This is a genomic window from Terriglobales bacterium, from assembly GCA_035764005.1.
GTDB lineage: Bacteria > Acidobacteriota > Terriglobia > Terriglobales > Acidobacteriaceae > Gp1-AA112.
The window spans coordinates 15,163-35,349 of sequence record DASTZZ010000053.1; the positions used below are offsets into that span (position 1 = coordinate 15,163).

Genomic DNA, 20,187 nt, shown 5'->3' on the forward strand with positions numbered 1-20,187 from the left:
CCTCCGTTGCTGGTCAACTCAGGCCGCTGCCGGTTCCCTCGCGGTTGCGAAATTCCCGATCTCTGCCTGATAATGTCCTGCACATGCCCGCCACGCTCATAGCTGCGCCTCAGTTCTGCACATGGCGCGAGTGCGTCCCGTATTATCGATACTGGCGATTTTGATTCCGCCCGTCCTGGCTTTTCGGCCGCTCCGCTCGCAGTAAGACCAGTTTTGATTCGCCGCTTTTGCGAAAATGACCATCCTTCAGCAAATCGTTTCTGAAACGCGCGCTCGATTGGCCGAAAAAACCGACGCCGTCTATCGAGCAGAGCTGGAGAAGCTGGCCGAGCGACACACGCCGCGTGGATTTCGCAACCGGCTGATCGATGCCGCGCGATCCGGGCCCGCAGTGATTGCGGAGCTGAAGAGAGCGTCTCCCTCCAAAGGCGTGATCCGTTCGGATTTTCATGTGGCCGAACTGGCGCACGCGATGGAGCAGGCGGGTGCGGCGGCTCTGTCGGTTCTAACCGAAGAAAAGCACTTTCAAGGGTCGCTCGAAAATCTCCGACTGGCTTCTGCGAATGTTTCCATTCCTTGTTTGCGGAAGGACTTCATCGTCGATGAACTGCAGATGCTCGAAGCTCGGGCGTATGGCGCCGATGCGGCGCTCCTCATTATTGCAGCATTGAGCGATGCCGAATTGAAGCAGCTTGGCCGCGCCGCTCAGAGATTTCTGCTCGATGTTCTCTGTGAGGTGCATGAGGAACAAGAGCTGCAGCGCGCCGTTGACGCGGGTTTTGACATTATTGGAGTCAACAATCGCGATCTGCGCACTTTTCAAGTCACACTTGAAACGAGTTTGCGCCTCAATACCATGATTCCCGCGAATGCGCTTCGAGTCGCCGAGAGCGGCATTCACAGCGGAGCCGACATTTCACGACTGCGGTCGGCCGGATATCAGGCATTCCTGATTGGGGAATCGCTGATGAAAGAGCGGGATCCTGGCGCGGCTTTAAACAAGCTTCTGGCCGACGCGACCCGCGAGGAGCGTCGAGCGGAGGTCGCCAGACGGTGACGTGGATCAAGATCTGCGGCACTACCAATGAGCGGGATGCCGATGTGGCGATCCGAGCCGGCGCGAATGCGCTTGGGTTCATCATGACCAGAAGCCCGCGGCAGGTGAGCGACAGTAGGGCGTATTCGATTGGGACGATTGTGCCGAAGGGCGTCGAAACTATCGGCGTATTCGTGAATGAGGACTTCAAAACTCTGGTGGAAACGACGCGCTTCTGCAAGTTCACCGGCGTGCAGTTGCACGGCGACGAAGACGCAGACTACATCGATCGGCTGCGTGCCGAACAGCCGGGTGTAAAGATTCTGAAAGCCGTTTCTGCCGCGTTGCTGAACGGTTCCACGGCGTCGAATCCGGATATTTGGCTGATTGATAACGCTCACGGAGCGCTGCGCGGAGGAACAGGTAAGCCGTTTAGCTGGCGCGAGTCGGCTTCCCAAATCCGGAAGTTACGCCGGCCGGTGATTATTGCCGGCGGGCTGAATGCGCAGAACGTGCAGGAGGCGCTCGGTATCTTTCATCCGTGGGGAGTCGACGTGGTGAGCGGCGTCGAATCTTATCCGGGGCGCAAGCATCCGGGATTGGTGGCGCAGTTCATCGATGCTGTCCGCCAGTTCGACTCGCGACAGCGCGACGCGAAGACGCCGGCGCAGAAGGGAATTGGTCGGTGAGGCAGATCGAGACACAACCCATAGTTTCAGCGAAAGCCGGACGCTTTGGGCCATACGGTGGACGCTACGTTCCCGAAACCTTGATGGCCGCGCTCGAGGAGCTTGAGGCGGCCTACGCGCAGGCCAAGGAAGACGCGGAATTCCAGCGTGAACTCGATGGACTATTGCACCAATATGCCGGCCGTCCGACTCCATTGTTTTATGCCGCACGGCTTTCGGAGAAGCTTGGTGGAGCACGGATCTACCTGAAGCGCGAAGATTTGCTGCACACCGGCGCACACAAGATCAACAACTGTCTCGGGCAGGGCCTGCTCGCGCGACGCATGGGCAAACGCCGCATCATCGCCGAAACCGGCGCTGGCCAGCACGGAGTAGCTACAGCAACGGTGTGCGCGCTGCTTGGCTTTGACTGCGTTGTCTACATGGGCAGCGAGGACATGCGACGGCAGGAGCTGAATGTCTTCCGCATGAAGCTGCTCGGGGCCGAAGTGCGGGCGGTGAATTCAGGCTCATGCACGCTGAAAGACGCAATCAATGAAGCCATGCGGGATTGGGTCACAAACGTCCGCACCACGCATTACCTGCTTGGTTCGGTGTTGGGCGCACATCCCTATCCCGAAATGGTACGCGATTTTCATCGCTGCATCGGCCGCGAGGCTCGCGAGCAGATTCTCTCGCAAACAGGCAAGCTGCCTAATGCGGTGATCGCCTGCGTCGGCGGGGGCTCGAACGCGATGGGTGCGTTCTACGAGTTTATTCGCGATAAGCAGGTTGCACTGATCGGAGTCGAAGCAGGCGGACGAAGTTCTAAATTGGGCGAACATGCGGCACGGTTTCAAGGCGGGTCGCCAGGAGTTCTGCAAGGCACATATTCGTATGTACTGCAGGATGAAGCCGGACAGATTGCCACAACCCATTCGGTTTCCGCCGGTCTCGACTATCCATCAATCGGTCCGGAACACGCTGCGTTGCACGACGCCGGCCGCGCCGAGTATGTATCGGCCTCCGACTCTGAAGCTCTTGAGGCATGCGTCAGGTTGGCTCGGACTGAAGGGATCGTTCCAGCGCTCGAATCATCGCACGCAGTCGCGGAGTGTATCCGACGTGCTCCCAAAATGAAACGAGACGAGATCGTCATCGTGAACATCTCGGGCCGTGGCGACAAAGATATGGGAATCCTCACCAAAGAGCTGAAGCTTTGATCGCCTTCGAACACAACCCCGGGCTGGTTGCTTATCTCACGTGCGGCGATCCGGATATTGCCACTACCCGCGCTACCGCGCTGGCCATGATCGACGCCGGAGCCGACGTGATCGAGCTAGGCGTGCCGTTCAGCGATCCCGTCGCCGATGGGCCTGTGATTCAGCGAGCGAGCGAACGAGCTTTGAAATCGGGAACATCACTGAGGCAAGTCATCGCACTCGGTGCTGAGCTGCGGAAAGCTCGTCCCAAAGCGGGACTGATTGTCTTCACTTATCTCAACCCGGTCCTACGATTGGGGATCGCTGAGTTTGCGGTGCAGCTTGCGGACACCGGCATCGATGGCGCTCTGATCACCGACTTGACGGCGGAAGAAGCGGGCGAATACATCAGCGCAATGCGTGAGCATAATCTCGTCACCGTGTTTCTGGCTGCCCCCACTAGCACCGATGCGCGCTTGAAGTCGATTGCAGAACTTTCGCGCGGCTTTGTTTACGCCGTGTCGCGCACGGGAATAACTGGACAACAGAAGCAGCTTGCCTCCGATGCTGCCGATCTGGTCAGCCGCATTCGGCGGGTAACCAAGCTGCCCATTGCGGTAGGCTTTGGAATTTCCACTCCGGAGCAGTTTCAGGCAGTCGGAGCATTTGCCGATGCGGCAGCGATCGGCAGCGCGATTGTTTCGATCATCGAAAAGCACGGCACGGCCTCGGTTGAGCCGGTGGCAAGATTTATTCGCGGGTTGCGTGCAGGAAGACTGGCGGCGCAGGCGGAGAGTTTAGCGAAATGACGATAGAAGACTGGCGTAAGAAAATCGATGAACTGGATCTCAAACTGGTAGAGCTGATCAACCAGCGCGCGGCGGCGGCGAAGGAAATCGGCAAGCTGAAGAACGACACCAATCTTCCCATTTATGAACCCGAGCGCGAGAAGCATGTTTTTGAGCGGGTGAAGAAGGCCAATCAAGGTCCGCTGCCCGACAGCGAGATTCAACATGTCTTCGAACGAATCATCGATGTCATGCGCAAGCTGCAACAGCAGGAGATTCACCGCGCCAGCGCTGCCAAAGCATCCGGCGAAACCGAATTTGATCTTGAAGTGAACGAGTAAGGACCAGAGGCTTCCAGACATGATCATCGCCATGCAGCCGGGCGCGACCGAGAAGCAGATCGATAACGTGATCGAGCGCCTCGTCATGCGCGGATTTGAAGTGCATCGCTCGACCGGAGAGCAGCAGACCGTCCTCGGCGCTGTGGGCGCGAAGATTGATTTTGACATTCGCGAAATCGAATTGCTTGAAGCCGTGCAGCAGGTCCATCGGATCAGCGCGCCTTATAAGCTCGTTGGACGAACATTTCGCCCTGAGGGCACGGTTGTGAAGTTCCCAAACGGAGTTAGCGTCGGCGCAACTCAGGTAATCGTGATGGCCGGACCATGCTCGGTGGAATCAAAAGAGCAGCTCTTCTCAGCGGCGGAGCAGGTGTCGAAAGCAGGCGCAAAATTCTTGCGCGGCGGAGCTTTCAAGCCGCGCAGCTCGCCGTATTCCTTTCAGGGAATGGGAGTGGAAGGTTTGAAGCTGTTGCGCGAAGCAGGCGACCGCTATGGGCTCCTCATCGTGAGCGAAGTGATGGAAATCAGTCAGATCGAAGTCATGCTGCCGTACGTCGATCTTTTCCAGCTTGGCGCGCGCAACATGCAGAACTTCAATCTGCTGAGGGAATTGGGAAAAGTTCGCAAGCCCGTCTTGGTCAAGCGCGGAATCGCTGCCACCATCGAAGAGCTGCTGCTTTCGGCCGAGTACATTCTGGCCGGCGGAAACTACGATGTGATCCTCTGCGAACGCGGGATCCGTACATTTGAGACGTACACGCGCAATACAATGGACATCTCGGCAATTCCCATTGTGAAAAAGCTCTCCCATTTGCCGATGACGGCAGATCCATCTCACGGCACCGGTCGCCGCGACAAAGTAGCGCCTATGGCTCGCGCGGCGCTCGCCGCCGGCTGCGATGCCCTCTTGATCGAAGTGCATCCCGACCCGGAAAAGGCACTCTCGGATGGCCCGCAGTCGTTATATCCAGATCAGTTCTCAAATCTGATGCAGGAGCTGCGGATGATCGCCCCGGCTGTGGGACGAACAATCTAAAACCAAGAGCGAACACGAAGGTCACAAAGGTCAAAACAAGAGGTCACAGAGAATTTTCCGTGACCTCTTTTGTCTACCTTCGTGTCCTTCGTGTTCGCCTCTCCGGCTTTGGTTAACGTTTCTGCGTCGTTGCATCGATGAAGTTCACGAAATCCTGCTTCATCTTTGCGTGCGACTGAGAATCCAAGTAGACCATGTGTCCGGACTCGTACTGCGTGAACGAGATGTTCTTGTGGTACTGCGGAGTCAGATCGAGATGGTCCATGGTGTAGTCGACGGCGAGGTACGGCGTGGCCAGGTCGTAGTGACCCTCCATGACCAGCACGCGGAGGAAGGGATCTTTTACGATCGCCTGCCGCAGAGCCGTCGCGGTATCCGGATATCCACCCCCAAAGCCCTCGACTCCAGTCCAACTCCAATGGAAATTCCCCGACTGATTCGCTGATGTCCAGTACGGCATGTCGGTCTTGTAATTCAGTTCACGACGCGCGTAGTCGTTGAACACGGAAGTGAACGGCGGACCAGTTTGGGAACTGGTTGGATCGTAGAACGGCGTGTCCATGAAGCCGTTCGGATCGGGCCCGGTGTAGCGTCCGTCGAGGCGCCCGACATGAAGCTTCTGATCGGAGAGCAAGTAGTGCGTGAACGTACGCACGTCGATCCGCAAGTTCGCCCATTCGATGATCTCTTTGCTGAGGCCCGTATAACGCGAGAGCTTATCCACGACACTCGCGCGCTCCTGCGGCGTGAGCGCGTCGCCCTTGTTCAGCGCTGCCCAGTATTCCCCCATGGCCCAGTCGCGCGCCTCCTGAGCTGCTTTCGGTACATCAGCCTGCAGATCGGCAGGAAGCTTCTTGTGATAACCGGCGATCCAGGTGAAGCTGGGAAGAATGAGCGGATAGGGAACATCGTTGGTCTTCGCGAATTCGAGAGTCTCAAAGCTCAAAACGGTTGAGAGCAGAACAATCCCATTAAAGGAAATTCCCCGATCAGCTAGATAGCCGGCAATTCCCGCCGAGCGCGTGGTTCCATAGCTTTCGCCGAAAAGATACAGCGGCGATGACCAGCGCTCGTTGCGTGTGAGGTACATGCGAATGAATTCGCCAAACGACTCAATATCGCCGCGCATGTTCCAGAAGCGACGTGCGGCGGCGGCATCCGCCGGACGACTCCAGCCAGTGCCGATGGCATCGACCATGACCAGATCGGTCTTATCGAGCGGAGTGTTGGGATTGTCTTCGAGGCGGTATGGCGCGGCGGGCATCCAGCCTTGCGGCTGCAGCACGACTTTGCGTGGACCCATTGCGCCCATGTGCAGCCAAATCGAAGCCGCTCCAGGCCCGCCATTGAACGAGAACGTCAGCGGACGCGTGCTCGGATCTGCCCCATCGAGCGTGTATGCGACGTAAAACATCTCTGCGTCGATCTTGCCTTCGGCGTCCTTGATCGGCATGCGTCCCGCTGTAGCGGTGTAACGAATCTCGTGTCCACCAACGCGGATGCTGTGATGCGTCACGACCGGTGGAACTTCGGTCATGTCGTAGTGCATAGGACGAATCTGCTGGCCTTCGCCTTCAGACTGCTGCTGCTCAGGTCTGCGCGTCTGCGCTGGTTCTGGCGGAGCCTGCTCAGGCTGAGGAGTGCGTGCGGTCCGCGGCTCTTGCGCCTGTGGAGGTTGTTCGGTCGGCGTTTGTGCCGACGGCGTGGTGGGTGGCGGCGTTTTTTGTACGCGCTGTCGCGGTGGATTCGATTGTTGTGCGAAGAGACAAGCAGCGATAAGTACAACAGACATCATTAAGGCTGTTCGCATTCAAGACCTCGCTTAATCGCGTCAGTTCGAAAACTGGGAATTGTAACAGTGAGAATGGAATGTATGCCGTCTTGTCGGCCGGATCGGAGGGCGTTACCTGCAAGGCTGCAATCACCGATCATGAGATCGCTAAGTCAGTACCGTTCCCGGTAGGGAACGGGTGTGTGTGATCACGCAGCGATCCATCATGTAGTTCCAGGCGAAGCAGCGGCGAGCCACAGGCTCACCCGTTCGCTACCGCGAACGGTACTGACGCGCTAGACGACTTCAACAGACCGGCTGCTGCCGCAATGCCGATCATCGCGGCGCCGAGGACAAAGTATCGGTCTTCGATGTGGGGAAAAATGATGACGTGCGCGACCCACGAAAGTAGCACGATCGTCACCAGACCTTTGAGCCGCTTCGGAGTTCGTGATGAGAAAAGGGCGATCGCTGCGATGAACGGAAATACCGTCACGCTGTTCTCACGCGCTTCATCGACCATGTCGTGCACTGCGCCAAGATAATCGCTTACAGAAATAGTTGGAGAAACCTCAGCCGGATTCACAATTGGCGTCGCAGTGTTCTGCATCAGAACGCTCCAGGGATAGCTGTGTTCAATGTGGTTAATCATCAGCACGACTGCTATGGCAGCCACCGCAGCCATCCCAGCAGTCACGCGGGTTACTTTTCTGCTCGCTTGAAATGTCTCGACGCCAAGAAAGATGAAAACGAACAGTAGGTTGTCTGTGCGCAGAGCAAGCGAGAGCAGTAAGAGTCCGCTCCCCACAAGCACTGCATCGCGTTCGATTGAGAGATAAACGCCTACCAGAACTACCAGTGCCGAGAGAGCATCGGGCGAGCCCGCTCGTGCACTCGAGAATAAGACCGGAGCAAGCAAAAGCAGGATGGTGCATACCGCAGCCGGAATCTCACCGACGTAACGCCGCATCCAGCTTTGCACCAAAACACCAATGAAGAAGAACGCTGCCGCAGAGATGATACGCGTAGCCTGCACATATCCTATTCCGGTGCGGTGTAGAGTGGCGACCGTCCATATGTATAGAGGACGAATCGTATAAAACTTCAATTGCTGGTGAAAATCCTCAGCATTTTGCGCCACATCGTGCCGAAAGTCAGAGCCATTTGTAATATCGGCATAGTCGTCTTCTGGTAGTTCCGCACGCAGTGCGGCGTACGCCTGCTGCTGGATCAGCTTTGAGTCATGCTCCTGCAACGCGATCGCCGAACCTACATAGGCTACGAGGTCCCAATCGTAGTACGGAATGAAGTAAGCGATCAGGGTGATGGCGAGCAGCAGGACGCCGAAGAGTATTTTCGACGCTTTCATCGAGGTCGACAGATCCAAGATTCTCTCCCTTCAAATTAACTCACAGCGGCTGCGATGTTCATTGAGCAAGTCGGTATCGTCGGCGGTAGCGGATGGATCACTCACCGTTACTCACCCATCCGCCACCGCGGACGGTATTGACCCGCGCTCGTCTACAATTGCGTTTTCATAATGCGGCAAAGGACCTGGTTCGCTTTTGTGCTTGTTGTTGCGGCACTCGTCAGCCTCGGAGTTCAAAAACATTCTTCGCCGAGCGCTCCGACCTTCTATAGAGACATTGATCCCATCCTTCAGCAACATTGCCAGACCTGCCACCGTGCAGGCGAGATCGCTCCCATGTCTCTCATGACTTATGCTGACGCGCACAAATATGCCGCAGAGTTGAAGAAAATGACGAGCGCACGCAAGATGCCGCCGTGGTTTGCTGATCCCAAGATTGGCAAGTGGGCGAACGATCCTTCGTTGACGGACGCGCAGATCGCAACTATTGCAGCATGGGCCGACGCTGGAGCTCCGGCGGGCAATCCGCAAGACGCTCCTGCACCACGGCAGTGGACTCAAGGTTGGAACATTCCTCATCCCGATTTGGTACTGCAGATGACGAAGCCAGTCTCGATTCCGGCTAAGGGCGACGTGCCGTACACCTACGAGATCGTGCCGACTGGATTCACCGAAGATAAATGGGTACAAGCATCCGAGGTTCGGCCGACGAGCCGCGATCATGTGCACCATGCCGTTGTGTACATCCGGCCGCCGAATTCGAAATGGCTGCGCAACGCGCCAATCGGGCGGCCATTTTCTGCAGCCGACATGACGTCGGAAGAGGATGTTCGCCAGGCGCTGTTCACCGACAGTGACATGCTGCTCGTCTATGCGCCGGGCAGCTCGCCCGATCAGTGGCCGGACGGAATGGCGAAATTCGTTCCTGCGGGATCCGATCTCGTCTTCCAGATGCACTACACCACGAACGGCCATTCCAGCACCGATCAGACAAGCATCGGAATCATCTTCGCGAAACAGCCGCCGAAGCAGCGCGTGCTTACCTTGCAGCTTGTGAATCACAGCTTCGTGATTCCACCGGAGACGGACAATTTTCGCGTGGAGGTCTTCGGTACCCTGCCGAATGACGCTACACTGCTGAGCTTTTTCCCGCACATGCACCTGCGGGGCAAGCGCTTCGAATATGACATCGTTCATCCGGACGGAAGCGTCGAGCCACTGCTGCGCGTGAACTATCACTTCCATTGGCAGATGAGTTACCGGCTGGCTGAGCCTCGGTTTCTGAAGGCTGGGACGAAGCTGCAGGCGATCGCGTGGTTCGATAATTCGCGCAACAATCCCCACAATCCGGATCCGACGCAGACGGTTCGGTGGGGCGGGCAAACCTCAGAAGAAATGATGGTGGGATTTTTCGACCTGGCGGTTCCGGCGAGCATCGATAAGTGGCAGTACTTCGTTCGAAAAACGCCAGCGCAGTAACACAAAAGAAGTGAAGCTTCGATTCGAGGAGGAATCGTGAGTCCCAAAACGCAGCGGCAGTATTTCAACCTTCCTGGAAAACGCCCCGGGCTGCCCTACAGCGACGCCGTTCTAAGCGGCAATACTCTCTACGTCGCCGGACGCATCGGTTTCAAACCGGGAACGCGCGAGGTGCCTTCCGATCCGCAAGAGGAAGCCCGCCTTATGCTCGACCAGGTTCGCTCGGTGCTCGCGCAGGCCGGCATGGAAATGAACGATCTCGTCTACGTGCAGATTTTCTGCTCCGATGTGTCGCTGTTCGACAAATTCAACGAAGTTTACCGGCAGTACTTCTCAGGCGATCTGCCGGCGCGGGCGTTCATTGGATCGGGGCCGCTGCTGTTCGGCGCGCGGTTCGAGATCATTGGCATGGCCGTGAAGGATCGGTGATCTAAGAACGTAAGTCAGTACGTCAGCGAGAGAGCGGATGGCTCTCTCACTTGCGTCGGACCCGTCCGCTACCGCGGACGGCACTGACTAAGCCGCCTCGGCTGATAGCCTCTGCGCGACCATTTTCTTCAAGGTGAGCGCATTCAATGCGGCATATCCCGCCTGGTCATTGTCAAAGTAAACATAGACGCTTCGCAACTTCGTGCTCCAGTCCGCAATGCGTTCCGCCCATTGCTGCAGGACCTTGTCGCTGTAGCTACCCTGATATTTCCCACCAGGCCCATGCAGACGGACGTACGCCCAATCCGCGGTGATCTCGATCGGTGAGTGAAAGCCGGCGAGTTCGTAAATGCAAAATGCCACATTGTGCTGGCGAAGAAGCTCGTATACCGAGTCAGTCAACCAACTCAGCTCGCGGAATTCAAATGTATAGCGGTGGTATTTGGGCAGCGCCTCGAGAAATTCTGAGAGACGCTCGAGGTTGATTCCCCATTTGGGAGGAAGCTGAAAGAGAATCGGACCGAGCTTCTTGCCCAAGGCTTCCGCTCGTGGCAGGAAGTTATTGAGCGCATTCTCCGGCTCTTTGAGTTTCTTGTTGTGCGTAAGAAACCGGCTGGCTTTGATGGCAAATTCGAAGTTCCGCGGGGTCGCCTCCCGCCATCCCGAGAGCGTTTCAATCTTCGGCAACATGTAAAAGCTGTTGTTGATCTCGACCGTGTCGAATTTCTCGTAGTAATAGGCGAGCATCTTCGAAGCGGGAAATTTCTCTGCATAGAATTTGCCGACCCAGTGCTTGTAATGCCAGCCTGATGTTCCAATGCGGATGTTCGCCATTGCGAGTGATAGGACGCGATCACCAAGCGGCAACGATGCCTGCGTGGGTACCATCCCTGTAGTGGATGGGAGATCCGTGAGACACCCATCCGCTACCGCGAACGGTACCGACTCTTTCCGCGAAGCGCCTTTCTCGACAGCTCTCTTTCCCTGATAATGTACGATTCCCAATTCTCCGTGCCCTCCGTGGCTCCGTGGTGAAATGGTTTAACTGAATGATCAAGCAAGTCACAGTTGTTGGCACTGGCCTTATTGGCGGTTCGCTGGCGTTGGCGCTGCGTCACCGTGGCATTCGAGTGGTTGGCTCCGATAAGAAGCGTGTCCTGACAAAGGCGCAGGAGATAGGAGCCATCGATGCCGGTGTGGAGAACCCAGCCCGCGCCTGCGTGGGCAGCGATGTCGTGATCCTGGCCGCGAACGTCGGCGGAATCATAGATTCCATTGAGAATCTTGGTCCGATGCTGCCGCGAAATGTACTTCTTACCGACGTCGGGAGTACGAAGATCGAGATCCTCAAGCGGGCTAGATCGGTGTTCGGATCGAGCGCGGCATCGCGTTTTCTGGGCGGCCATCCCATGTCGGGCAAGGAGCATTCGGGAGTTGAGAATGCTGATAGTTCATTGTTTTCGGGCGGCGCATGGATATTTACGCCTGAAGGTGACCAGATCAGCGATCTCGCCCACGAATATATTGAGCTCATCGCATCTTTAGGAACCCGCATCATTCATCTGTCTGCGGAGCAGCACGACCGTCTGGTTGCATGGACGAGTCACCTGCCGCAGATGCTCTCCACCGCATTTGCCGCAGTGCTGCAGGACGAAGCCGAACTGGAGAAGAAGGCGCATGTCACGAGAGCGCAGATGCAGGAAGTCGGCGGACGCTCGCTCAACGAGATGACCCGCATCGCCGCGAGTCCCTATTCAATGTGGCGGGACATCGCTTTGACCAATGCCGCTAACATCGAAGATGCCATTTTGAAACTCGAGCAGCGGCTCACGCATATCCGGGAAAATCTCCGCACCCCGGAGCTGCGCGCAGAATTCGAACGTGCGGCCAAATTTAAGAAAACTGATTAGCTACGGATAATCGAAAGTACGACCTTCTTAGCGGTCGAATTCGCCCGCAGAGGTTTGCTTCGCCCGCTCTCAGTCGATGTTCTGACCGAGAGGCGAAGCAAACCTGCGGGCGTTTTCATGCTGCATCTGATCATTACTCGAATCGCAATGCCTCAATTGGATCAAGACGCGCAGCTTTACGTGCTGGATAGTAGCCGAATGCGACGCCGATTGCCGTCGAGAAGATCACTGCGGCTCCTACCGCCAGCATTGAAACTGACACCGTCCAGTGCAGAACGTAGTTGATCAAAATGGAACTGCCGATTCCCACGATAATTCCAACCGCTCCGCCAAGCAGACTGAGTACCACGGACTCCAGCAAGAACTGACGCTGTACGTCCTGTTCGGTCGCACCGATCGCGACGCGCACGCCGATTTCTTTCGTTCGCTCGGTGACAGATACCAGCATGATGTTCATGATGCCGATTCCGCCCACGATCAGCGAGACGCCTGCAATCGAAGCCAGCAACATGGTCATTACTTGCGCGGACTGATCGGCGAGTTCAGCTATGTCTGCCAGATTGCGGATGCTGAAATCGTCAGGTGCGCCTGCGCGAATGCGGTGACGATCACGCAGAATGGCCGTGATCTGGTCCTGCGCCGCATAGCTTTCCCCCTGTGATTTAGCGGAAACCATGATGTTCCGGAGCCAGTTCTGTCCGGTGATCTTCTTTTGCAGCGTAGTGATGGGGACGTAGATGCCATCATCCTGATCGCCGCCCATGCCCGAAGTTCCCTTGGCCGTGAGCACACCGACTACAGTGAACGGCAGGTTACCGGCGCGGATCGTCTGGCCCACCGGATTGCTGTTCCCAAAAAGGTTCTGCCGAACCGTCTCGCCGATTACAGCTACATTGGCTGCGCGGCGCACATCGTCCTGACTAAAGGTGTCGCCCTGGCTAAACGCCCAGTCGCGGATATCGAAATACTGAGGCTCGGTCCCCGTAACGGTCGTGGCCCAGTTCTGGTTTCCGAACACGAGCTGCGTGCTTGCAGACGATACCGGCGCGGCATTCGCTACAGCCGGAGCTTCACTGAGAATCGCCGTCACATCCGAAGACACGAGTGTTTGCGTGGCGCCAGCACCCAGGTGCGTACCGCCCATGTTCACGCTACCGGCTGAGACATACAGCAGATTCGTGCCCATCGCGGCAATGCGGTCCTGCACCTCCTTCTGCGCGCCATTGCCGATTCCGACCATGGCGATCACGGCGCCGACTCCGATGATGATTCCCAACATGGTCAGCGCGGATCGCAGCTTGTTGCGAGCCAGAGCCCGTAGTGCGATCTTCATCGTCTCAAGAAGTTCCATAAGCCACCTCAGTCCTCTTCGCTTGTGGGCATTTCTGCCAACACCTGGGCTGCGCTTGGACGCTGCGCAACCAGTTCATCGCGGCGGACTCGGCCGTCGCGGAAGGTAATTACTCGCTTCGCATACTGCGCGATGTCGGGCTCGTGTGTTACCAGCACGATCGTCAGTCCTTCATCGTTGAGCTTCTGCAGGATGCTCATGATCTCGACCGACGTGCGGCTGTCGAGATTGCCCGTGGGTTCGTCAGCCAGCAGAATCGATGGCTGATTCACCAGAGCGCGAGCAATGGCGACGCGCTGCTGCTGTCCTCCGGACAACTGCGAAGGAAAGTGGTCGAGACGCTCGCCGAGTCCGACCATCTCCAACGCTCGTCGCGCGCGCTTCTGCCGTTCTTCAACATCGAGTCGGGCATAAAGCGTTGGCAATTCCACGTTCTCCAACGCGGTCGTACGGGACAGGAGATTGAATCCCTGGAAGACAAACCCGAGTCGCCGGTTTCGAATTGCCGCCAGTTCCTTTTTGGGAAGCTGTGCGACATTCACTCCGTCGAGAACATAATTTCCCGAGGTTGGTCGATCGAGGCAGCCGAGGATGTTCATCAGTGTCGATTTCCCGCTGCCGCTCGAACCCATGATGGCCACGAACTCTCCGTGGCCAATGTCCAGGTTGATGCCCCGCAGGGCGTGCACGCGGTTCTCGCCGAGCTGGTAGATCCGGTGCACGTCCTGGATGCTGATCACAGCATCTTGCTTTTCGTTTGCCGTCGTTCGTTGTTCAAGTTCTGCAAGTATGGTTGCCATCACAGACCTCCTACCGTCCCATCCTGCCGCCGCCTACGCGAGGCGTTGCCGGCGAACTGCTGGGGCGTGCTGCAGACGCCGAACTCTTGCCGGCGTCCGCCTTCCCGGTCACAAGTTGATCGCCGGTGTTCAGCGCGCCCGCGATCACCTTCGTCACCGCAGTATTCACGTGATCGGTCAGGCCGCCGGCGATCTGGACCGGAACCAGATTCTTTCCACCTTCGAGCTTCCACACCACCGCCTGCTGCGACTGGCGCCCCTTACCGGAGGACTGTATGCCGTTGGCTGCAAGAAGTTGTTGCAGCTTGTCGGCGCTCAGGTCGGGCTTGAAGCGCAGCGCAGCATTCGGGACCTCCAACGTGTTCTCCGCCTGTGCAACGGGAATGGTCACGTAGGCAGTCATCCCGGGGAAAAGCTTCTGGTCTGGATTGTCGAAGGCGATCACGGTGTCATAGGTCACCACGTTCTGCACCGTCGTCGGATTCATGCGCACCTGCTCCACCGTTCCGCGGAATACCTGATTGGGAAATGCGTCCACGGTGAAGGTTGCGGGCTGTCCGGCGTGGATCTGTCCCACATCGGACTCGTCGGTCTTGGCATAGACGCGCATCTTCGTCAGATCCTGCGCGATGGTGAACAGCGTCGGGGCCTGCAAGGATGCGGCCACGGTCTGGCCCACGTCGATGCTGCGCGCCGTCACCGTGCCATCGATGGGTGAGCGGATGATGGTGTGATCAAGATTCGTCTGCGCGACCTTCACCGCAGCAAGCTTCTGCGCCACTTGCGCATTGGCCTGCTTCACCGCTGCTGCCGCTGAAGACACACTCGCCTGATCGGACTCAGAAGTCGCTTTGTCGATGTCGAGCTGCTGCGCCGCGATTACGCCGTCTTTAGCGAGAGCGTTGCTACGGTCGAATGCTTTCTGAGCCTGCGTCGCCGTGGCTTGTGCCTTCAGCAATTCGGCCTTCGAGGCAGCCGCAGTTGCTTGCGCGTTCTGTAAGTCGGCTTGCGCCTGCAGCAGCGCTCCCTGGAAGAGGGCAGGATCGATCTCGGCGATCACCTGTCCTTTCTTCACGCGCGTGTTGAAGTCGGCGTTGAGTTTCGAAACGGTGCCGGAGACTTGCGAACCAACTTGAACCGTGGTGACGGCGTCGATGGTGCCGGTCGCCTGCACAAGCTGACGGATGTCGCCCTGCTGTACCGCCTGCGTTGTGTACATCGGCTTATCGCCGCCGCGTAGCGTAAACGCCGCCATCACGGCGACCGCTATCATTAGTGCGAAAATCCCAATCCACTTCCGCTGAATGTGTTTCATTGCCTTTTCCTCTCCCACGCCTCTTTAGACCCACAGGGGAGAAGAACGACCGTTAAGACTACGGAAAGTGTATGTAAAGAACTCTAAAGCCCTGATTCCAAATGGCCTGCACTTGCCTCTAACAGGTGTGACTTGTTTAAACTCCGAAGCAGACGTTTTGGCCGAATCGGCGATCGCTATGGAACGCATCCTCATCGTTGATGACGACGTAGATCTGTTTCAGCTCGTAAAGCAATTTCTGGAACCCGAGGGATTCCAGATAGAAGGAGCGCATGACGGCCCGAAAGGCCTGGAACGCGCGCTCTCGGGCGATTACAGCCTGGTCGTGCTCGACGTGATGCTTCCCGATATGGGAGGGCTCGATGTCCTCCGGAACCTGCGCCAGAAATCCAGTGTTCCCGTCTTGATCCTTACCGCCCGTGGCGAAGACGTGGACAGAATCATCGGGCTGGAAATCGGGGCGGACGACTACCTCCCGAAGCCATTTAATCCACGCGAGCTGCTGGCTCGAGTTCGCGCCATTTTGCGCAGATCGCGCGACACTGCTCAGCGCGATGCAAACCAAAAAGTGGAAATTGGAGATGTAGAACTGGATCCCGGCACGCGTCGTGTGCAGTCCGCCGGCAAGAGAGTCGAACTCACCGCAGTTGAGTTCAACCTGCTGGAGCAGTTGCTGCGCTCAGCCGGCCGCGTCGTCGAGCGCGAAGAACTCGCCCAGGAGGTGCTTGGCCGCAAACTCTCTGCTCTCGATCGCAGCCTCGACGTGCACGTCAGCAACCTGCGCAAGAAGCTCGGGCCGCGATCTGACGGCGAGGATCGCATTAAGACGATTCGCGGAGTCGGATACATCTACCCGCTCGAAGGGAATCAGAGCTAGGCGATGAGGAGCATCTTTCTCAAAATCTTTCTCTGGTTCTGGCTGACGATGGTGCTGGTCGCGCTGGGGTTCGTATTTGTCTGGAGTCTTGAAAATGATACTGCTCCCTCCCGGCAGTCGCTCACGGCTGATGCGGTTGGGCTCTATGCGTCTTCCGCCGCTCAAGCGTATGAAGCCGGCGGCAGAGCTGCGGCCGACCAGTCGCTCCAGCATCTACAGCAGAGTTTTGGGATTCGCGCCGCACTGCTCGGCGAGAGGATGCAGATGCTTGCGGGTACCCTCGACAGCATTGATCAACAGCTCGCGGCTAGTGCTAACGCGACTGGGCAAACGCAGATCGATATGCGGAGCAATTTCGCTGAAGTTGCCGCTAACGTGCAAGCTCTTTCAGGCAAAAAGTACGTTTTAATCGCAGAGCTTCCGCGGCGAACTTCAGGACTATTTCGCGGAAGCGCCAGCCAGCAGTTGCTGCGCTGGGCGATCGCCATGCTCATCTCTGGCCTCGTCTGCTATACGTTGACTCTCTATCTCATCAGGCCCGTGCTGCGTATACGCTCTGCGGCCAGCAGCATCGCCGGGGGAGACTTCTCCGCACGTGCGGCTCCCACTCTCGCGCACCGACGCGATGAGCTCGGGGATCTGGTTCGCGACTTCAATCGGATGGCGGAACGAATCGAGCGGCTGATGGATACGCAGCAGCAACTACTGCGCGACATTTCGCACGAACTCCGCTCTCCATTGGCGCGGCTGACGGTTGCCCTTGAGATCGCAAGGAAATGGGCAGGCAAAGAGGCGACAGACGCACTCAATCGCATCGAGACGGAATCCGAGCGGCTGAACGAGATGATCGGCAGGCTGCTCACGCTGGCACGTATCAATTCCCTGGTTGATCCACCACAGCACAGTGCGATTTCGCTCCGTCCATTGCTGGATCAGATTGCACAGGACGCCAACTTTGAAGCATCAGCCAAGAATTGCCACGTGGAGGTGACCGGAGCGAAGGACTGTGAGATACAAGGCTCACATGAGCTCTTGCACAGTGCCATTGAGAATGTAGTCCGCAATGCAGTGCGGCACACGCCTCCGGGAAGCACGGTGCGGGCTGATCTGAATTGTGACGGAAAGCGTTCGCGCATCTTGATCTCCGACGAGGGTCCAGGAGTGCCTGCCGCCGATCTGGAAAAAATATTCCGTCCTTTTTATCGGGTTAGCGATGCCCGCGAGCATCGTTCGGGAGGTACGGGGATCGGTCTCGCCATTACACAGCAGGTAGCGCGTCTGCACGGCGGTAACGTCAGTGCGCATAACGCGGCTCCGCATGGCTTGATAGTTGAGTTCAATCTGCCTTGCTCTACAACGGCGAAGCAGTTCGTCATCTCCCCGAGCTAGGACTCATCTGAGTCATGGGAATAGAATGCCCGGTCAGAGTTGACTCTATTGTTTGCCAAGGTACCGGCCTACAGGTATGCGGCAGCTTTGCGCCGGCATTCACGCGGCGCAGTTCTAGAATTGCGAAATGCTCAAAGTCTGGATTTCGCAAGGCAAATGCGCTCCCCTCATTTGCTTGATTGGTCTCTGCTGTATTTTGCAGGCGAGCAGTTTGAGAACGCCCAAGGATCCAGAAAATCGAGAGCACGCGCCAACTCATGCGACAGCTCATAGTGCATTGCCCTTGGGGCAAGGCGATTTCTTTCCGGTTGCAGTCTGGTACAGCGGCGGCAAAGCTCGTGCTCCAATGCTCGAAGCCATTACGCCGGATTCGCCACGATTGTGGAGAGCGGATCTGCTCAAAATCAAGAATCTCGGATTCAACACTGTTCGCACATGGGTGGAGTGGAATGTCGGCGAGCCGCGTGAAGGCGAGTATCACCTGGAGAATCTGGATCTTCTGTTGCGCCTCGCGAATGAAGTGGGACTGAAAGTTATCGTGCAGGTCTATGTGGATTCGGCGCCGGAGTGGGTTGGCGAGAAGTATCCAGACGGTCATTATGCCGCGCAGGATGAGCAACCGATTCCATCGCAAGCCGCGCCTGGATACTGCTTCGATCACGTCGGAGTGCGCAAAGCAGTGCTCGCATTTTTTCAGGAGGTCGCTCGCCATGCTTCAGCGAGTCCGGCGTTTTATGCGTGGGACCTGTGGAGCGAGCCGGCAGCGCTCAACTGGGCTCGCATTGGGTACAAAGCCGAGCCGATGTTCTGTTATTGCCCAAGCAGTCTGGCGCGATTTCGCGAGTGGCTGAAAACGAAATATGGTTCTCTCGATCGCCTCAATCAAGCCTGGCATCGAACCTTCACCGATTGGAAGCAGGTCGAGCCGCCCCGTTTTGGAACGATCCTCACTTATTCCGATTTCATGGATTGGCGCGTCTACTACGGCGACAAGCTGGCAGAAGACTTGAAGATGCGCAACGAGGCAGTGAAGGCAATCGATCCGCAGCATCTGACGACCAGCCACGCGCCCAACCCTTCGCCGCTGGTGCGCACGCTGGCTGACCCTTACGATCCCAGCGACGACTATCTCATGAAAAACTCGGTCGATTACTTCGGCACCAGCTTTTATCCAAAGCTCACGTCAGTCGATCGCAATTGGACGCTACAGCGGCAAGCTCTTGCCATGGACCTGACCAACAGCATCACCGGCGGACGCGGTTTCTACGTCGGCGAGCTGCAGAGCGGATACGGTGTACACGGGACGATCATCGGTTCGCCAGTCACATCGAGTGACTTCGACATGTGGACCTGGGGGATGGTGGCGCGCGGCGCTCGCGCCATTAACTTCTATGCCTTTTACCCGATGAATGCCGGATACGAATCCGGCGGCTATGGCCTGATCAACCTCGACGGAACACTTACGGAACGCGGCATTCATGCCGGCGAGATTGCCAAGCGCATACAAGAAAATTCCGATCTGCTTCTGCGATCGCGTCTGCAGCCGGCAGAAGCGGCCGTCATCTTCAATCCTCTGGTTCCCCTCTTGGGAGGATATGACGAGCAGGGAAGCCGGACTGCAATCCATCAGGCGGTTGCGGGATACCACCGGATGTTCTTCGAACGCAATCTGCCGCTCGACATCCTCAGCTCGCGCGAACTAAGCCAGACCGTGTTGCAGAGATACAAGCTCGTCATCGTGCCGTATCCGCTCATGATGACGAAGGACGAAGCGAACGTTCTGCTGCAGTACGTCAAAGACGGCGGACATATGTTTGTAGAAGCCCGTCCCGGCTGGGTCGATGACCGCGGTCAGGCCGAGCCGAAGATTCCAGGGTTCGGGTGGGACGAGATGCTTGGCGTTCGCGAGCAAGAGCTAGTTCCTGGGAAGGAATTCACCCTCACGTGGAGAGATCAGGAATTTAAGGCGATGACATTTCTTGAACGCTTTGCCGTAGTGAATCACTCAGCAAAGCCGGTCGCATACAGCACAGACGGGACTCCAGTGGCCTTTGAAAACAGTTTCGGAAAGGGAAGCACGATCATCATCGGGAGCTTCGTAGGTCAGGAGAACTATCGCGAACCGATCGATATGCATCCTCTTGGTGAGATTCTCGCCCGCTGGGCAAATTTAAACGCGCCTGCACTTCGCGCACCTGCTCTGCTGGAGTTGCGGGAAATGCAGGCTGATAACGGTGGCTTTGTGTTCTTCTTTAATCACGCGGCAAAGCCTGCGAAAGTCGAGTTCACCCGAGCATTGCCAAAGCCAGCATCGCGCATTCGCGAACTTACCAGCGGCGCTGTGGAGCAAGCGACAACCTCGACGCTGAACCTCGAGACGGAAGTGCCCGCCGAGAGTGTCAGGATTTATCGAATTGATTACTAAT

General features: G+C 57.2%; 18 protein-coding genes. 12 read left to right on the plus strand and 6 right to left on the minus strand.

Annotated features, from left to right (window positions below; all coding sequences use genetic code 11):
* The first annotated feature begins 235 nt into the window (after positions 1-235).
* From trpC to aroF, 6 genes are read left to right on the plus strand one after another with little or no spacing between them, the layout of a single operon-like run.
* Complete coding sequence (gene trpC / locus VFU50_07835; GenBank protein ID HEU5232752.1) at positions 236-1,057, plus strand: indole-3-glycerol phosphate synthase TrpC; 822 nt, start codon at positions 236-238, stop codon at positions 1,055-1,057.
* The gene (locus tag VFU50_07840; GenBank protein HEU5232753.1) at positions 1,054-1,725 is read left to right on the plus strand and encodes a phosphoribosylanthranilate isomerase; all 672 of its coding nucleotides are present in this window, start codon (positions 1,054-1,056) and stop codon (positions 1,723-1,725) included. The genes trpC and VFU50_07840 overlap by 4 nt, the downstream gene beginning before the upstream one ends.
* A complete protein-coding gene (trpB, locus tag VFU50_07845) occupies positions 1,722-2,927 on the plus strand; it encodes a tryptophan synthase subunit beta (GenBank protein ID HEU5232754.1) in 1,206 nt (401 codons plus the stop codon). The genes VFU50_07840 and trpB overlap by 4 nt, the downstream gene beginning before the upstream one ends.
* Positions 2,924-3,715, plus strand: coding sequence for a tryptophan synthase subunit alpha (gene trpA / locus VFU50_07850; protein ID HEU5232755.1), 792 nt, complete (start codon positions 2,924-2,926; stop codon positions 3,713-3,715). The genes trpB and trpA overlap by 4 nt, the downstream gene beginning before the upstream one ends.
* A complete protein-coding gene (pheA, locus tag VFU50_07855; protein HEU5232756.1) occupies positions 3,712-4,035 on the plus strand; it encodes a chorismate mutase in 324 nt (107 codons plus the stop codon). Before trpA ends, pheA begins: the two co-directional genes overlap by 4 nt.
* Before the next feature lie 19 nt (positions 4,036-4,054).
* Positions 4,055-5,071: a 3-deoxy-7-phosphoheptulonate synthase gene (gene aroF / locus VFU50_07860; protein HEU5232757.1), complete on the plus strand. Its 1,017-nt coding sequence runs from the start codon at positions 4,055-4,057 to the stop codon at positions 5,069-5,071.
* Positions 5,072-5,183: 112 nt separating this feature from the next.
* Here the strand turns inward: aroF and VFU50_07865 are convergent, their stop codons facing one another.
* Both VFU50_07865 and VFU50_07870 read right to left on the minus strand, forming a co-directional pair.
* Positions 5,184-6,881 (minus strand): peptidase S10, encoded by a 1,698-nt coding sequence (locus VFU50_07865; protein HEU5232758.1) that lies wholly within the window; start codon positions 6,879-6,881, stop codon positions 5,184-5,186.
* A gap of 223 nt (positions 6,882-7,104) precedes the next feature.
* Positions 7,105-8,229 (minus strand): hypothetical protein, encoded by a 1,125-nt coding sequence (locus VFU50_07870; GenBank protein HEU5232759.1) that lies wholly within the window; start codon positions 8,227-8,229, stop codon positions 7,105-7,107.
* Positions 8,230-8,547: 318 nt separating this feature from the next.
* On the opposite strand from VFU50_07870, the gene VFU50_07875 reads away from it, so the two are divergent.
* Both VFU50_07875 and VFU50_07880 read left to right on the plus strand, forming a co-directional pair.
* Positions 8,548-9,690 carry a thiol-disulfide isomerase gene (locus tag VFU50_07875; GenBank protein ID HEU5232760.1) on the plus strand — a complete coding sequence of 381 codons (1,143 nt, stop codon included), beginning with the start codon at positions 8,548-8,550 and terminating at the stop codon, positions 9,688-9,690.
* 36 nt (positions 9,691-9,726) lie between these two features.
* Positions 9,727-10,119 carry a RidA family protein gene (locus VFU50_07880; protein HEU5232761.1) on the plus strand — a complete coding sequence of 131 codons (393 nt, stop codon included), beginning with the start codon at positions 9,727-9,729 and terminating at the stop codon, positions 10,117-10,119.
* A gap of 87 nt (positions 10,120-10,206) precedes the next feature.
* Here the strand turns inward: VFU50_07880 and VFU50_07885 are convergent, their stop codons facing one another.
* The gene (locus VFU50_07885; GenBank protein HEU5232762.1) at positions 10,207-11,007 is read right to left on the minus strand and encodes a DUF72 domain-containing protein; all 801 of its coding nucleotides are present in this window, start codon (positions 11,005-11,007) and stop codon (positions 10,207-10,209) included.
* Positions 11,008-11,168: 161 nt separating this feature from the next.
* Between VFU50_07885 and VFU50_07890 the strand changes: the two genes are divergently transcribed.
* Positions 11,169-12,029, plus strand: a complete 861-nt coding sequence (locus tag VFU50_07890; GenBank protein HEU5232763.1) for a prephenate dehydrogenase/arogenate dehydrogenase family protein — start codon at positions 11,169-11,171, stop codon at positions 12,027-12,029.
* Between the two features lie 133 nt (positions 12,030-12,162).
* Here the strand turns inward: VFU50_07890 and VFU50_07895 are convergent, their stop codons facing one another.
* Genes VFU50_07895 through VFU50_07905 form a run of 3 tightly spaced genes read right to left on the minus strand, consistent with a single transcriptional unit; the run spans position 12,163 to position 15,495 of the window.
* On the minus strand, positions 12,163-13,380 hold the full coding sequence (locus tag VFU50_07895; protein ID HEU5232764.1) for an ABC transporter permease: 1,218 nt from the start codon (positions 13,378-13,380) through the stop codon (positions 12,163-12,165).
* 8 nt (positions 13,381-13,388) lie between these two features.
* Positions 13,389-14,180 carry an ABC transporter ATP-binding protein gene (locus VFU50_07900; protein ID HEU5232765.1) on the minus strand — a complete coding sequence of 264 codons (792 nt, stop codon included), beginning with the start codon at positions 14,178-14,180 and terminating at the stop codon, positions 13,389-13,391.
* 10 nt (positions 14,181-14,190) lie between these two features.
* Positions 14,191-15,495, minus strand: coding sequence for an efflux RND transporter periplasmic adaptor subunit (locus tag VFU50_07905; protein ID HEU5232766.1), 1,305 nt, complete (start codon positions 15,493-15,495; stop codon positions 14,191-14,193).
* Positions 15,496-15,673: 178 nt separating this feature from the next.
* Between VFU50_07905 and VFU50_07910 the strand changes: the two genes are divergently transcribed.
* The 3 genes from VFU50_07910 (at position 15,674) to VFU50_07920 (ending at position 20,186) form a co-directional block, all read left to right on the plus strand.
* Positions 15,674-16,372: a response regulator transcription factor gene (locus VFU50_07910; GenBank protein ID HEU5232767.1), complete on the plus strand. Its 699-nt coding sequence runs from the start codon at positions 15,674-15,676 to the stop codon at positions 16,370-16,372.
* Positions 16,373-16,375: 3 nt separating this feature from the next.
* Positions 16,376-17,761, plus strand: coding sequence for an ATP-binding protein (locus tag VFU50_07915; protein ID HEU5232768.1), 1,386 nt, complete (start codon positions 16,376-16,378; stop codon positions 17,759-17,761).
* 283 nt (positions 17,762-18,044) lie between these two features.
* A complete protein-coding gene (locus tag VFU50_07920; GenBank protein HEU5232769.1) occupies positions 18,045-20,186 on the plus strand; it encodes a beta-galactosidase in 2,142 nt (713 codons plus the stop codon).
* Position 20,187: the final 1 nt, after the last annotated feature.

Coding starts and splice junctions, on each gene's coding strand:
- VFU50_07885 (HEU5232762.1), bottom strand. CDS start 11,007: ATGGTACCCACGCAGGCATCGTTGCCGCTTGGTGATCGCGTCCTATCA.
- VFU50_07895 (HEU5232764.1), bottom strand. CDS start 13,380: ATGGAACTTCTTGAGACGATGAAGATCGCACTACGGGCTCTGGCTCGC.
- VFU50_07865 (HEU5232758.1), bottom strand. CDS start 6,881: ATGCGAACAGCCTTAATGATGTCTGTTGTACTTATCGCTGCTTGTCTC.
- VFU50_07905 (HEU5232766.1), bottom strand. CDS start 15,495: ATGAAACACATTCAGCGGAAGTGGATTGGGATTTTCGCACTAATGATA.
- trpC (HEU5232752.1), top strand. CDS start 236: ATGACCATCCTTCAGCAAATCGTTTCTGAAACGCGCGCTCGATTGGCC.
- VFU50_07875 (HEU5232760.1), top strand. CDS start 8,548: ATGTCTCTCATGACTTATGCTGACGCGCACAAATATGCCGCAGAGTTG.
- pheA (HEU5232756.1), top strand. CDS start 3,712: ATGACGATAGAAGACTGGCGTAAGAAAATCGATGAACTGGATCTCAAA.
- VFU50_07915 (HEU5232768.1), top strand. CDS start 16,376: ATGAGGAGCATCTTTCTCAAAATCTTTCTCTGGTTCTGGCTGACGATG.
- VFU50_07910 (HEU5232767.1), top strand. CDS start 15,674: ATGGAACGCATCCTCATCGTTGATGACGACGTAGATCTGTTTCAGCTC.
- VFU50_07900 (HEU5232765.1), bottom strand. CDS start 14,180: ATGGCAACCATACTTGCAGAACTTGAACAACGAACGACGGCAAACGAA.
- VFU50_07890 (HEU5232763.1), top strand. CDS start 11,169: ATGATCAAGCAAGTCACAGTTGTTGGCACTGGCCTTATTGGCGGTTCG.
- aroF (HEU5232757.1), top strand. CDS start 4,055: ATGATCATCGCCATGCAGCCGGGCGCGACCGAGAAGCAGATCGATAAC.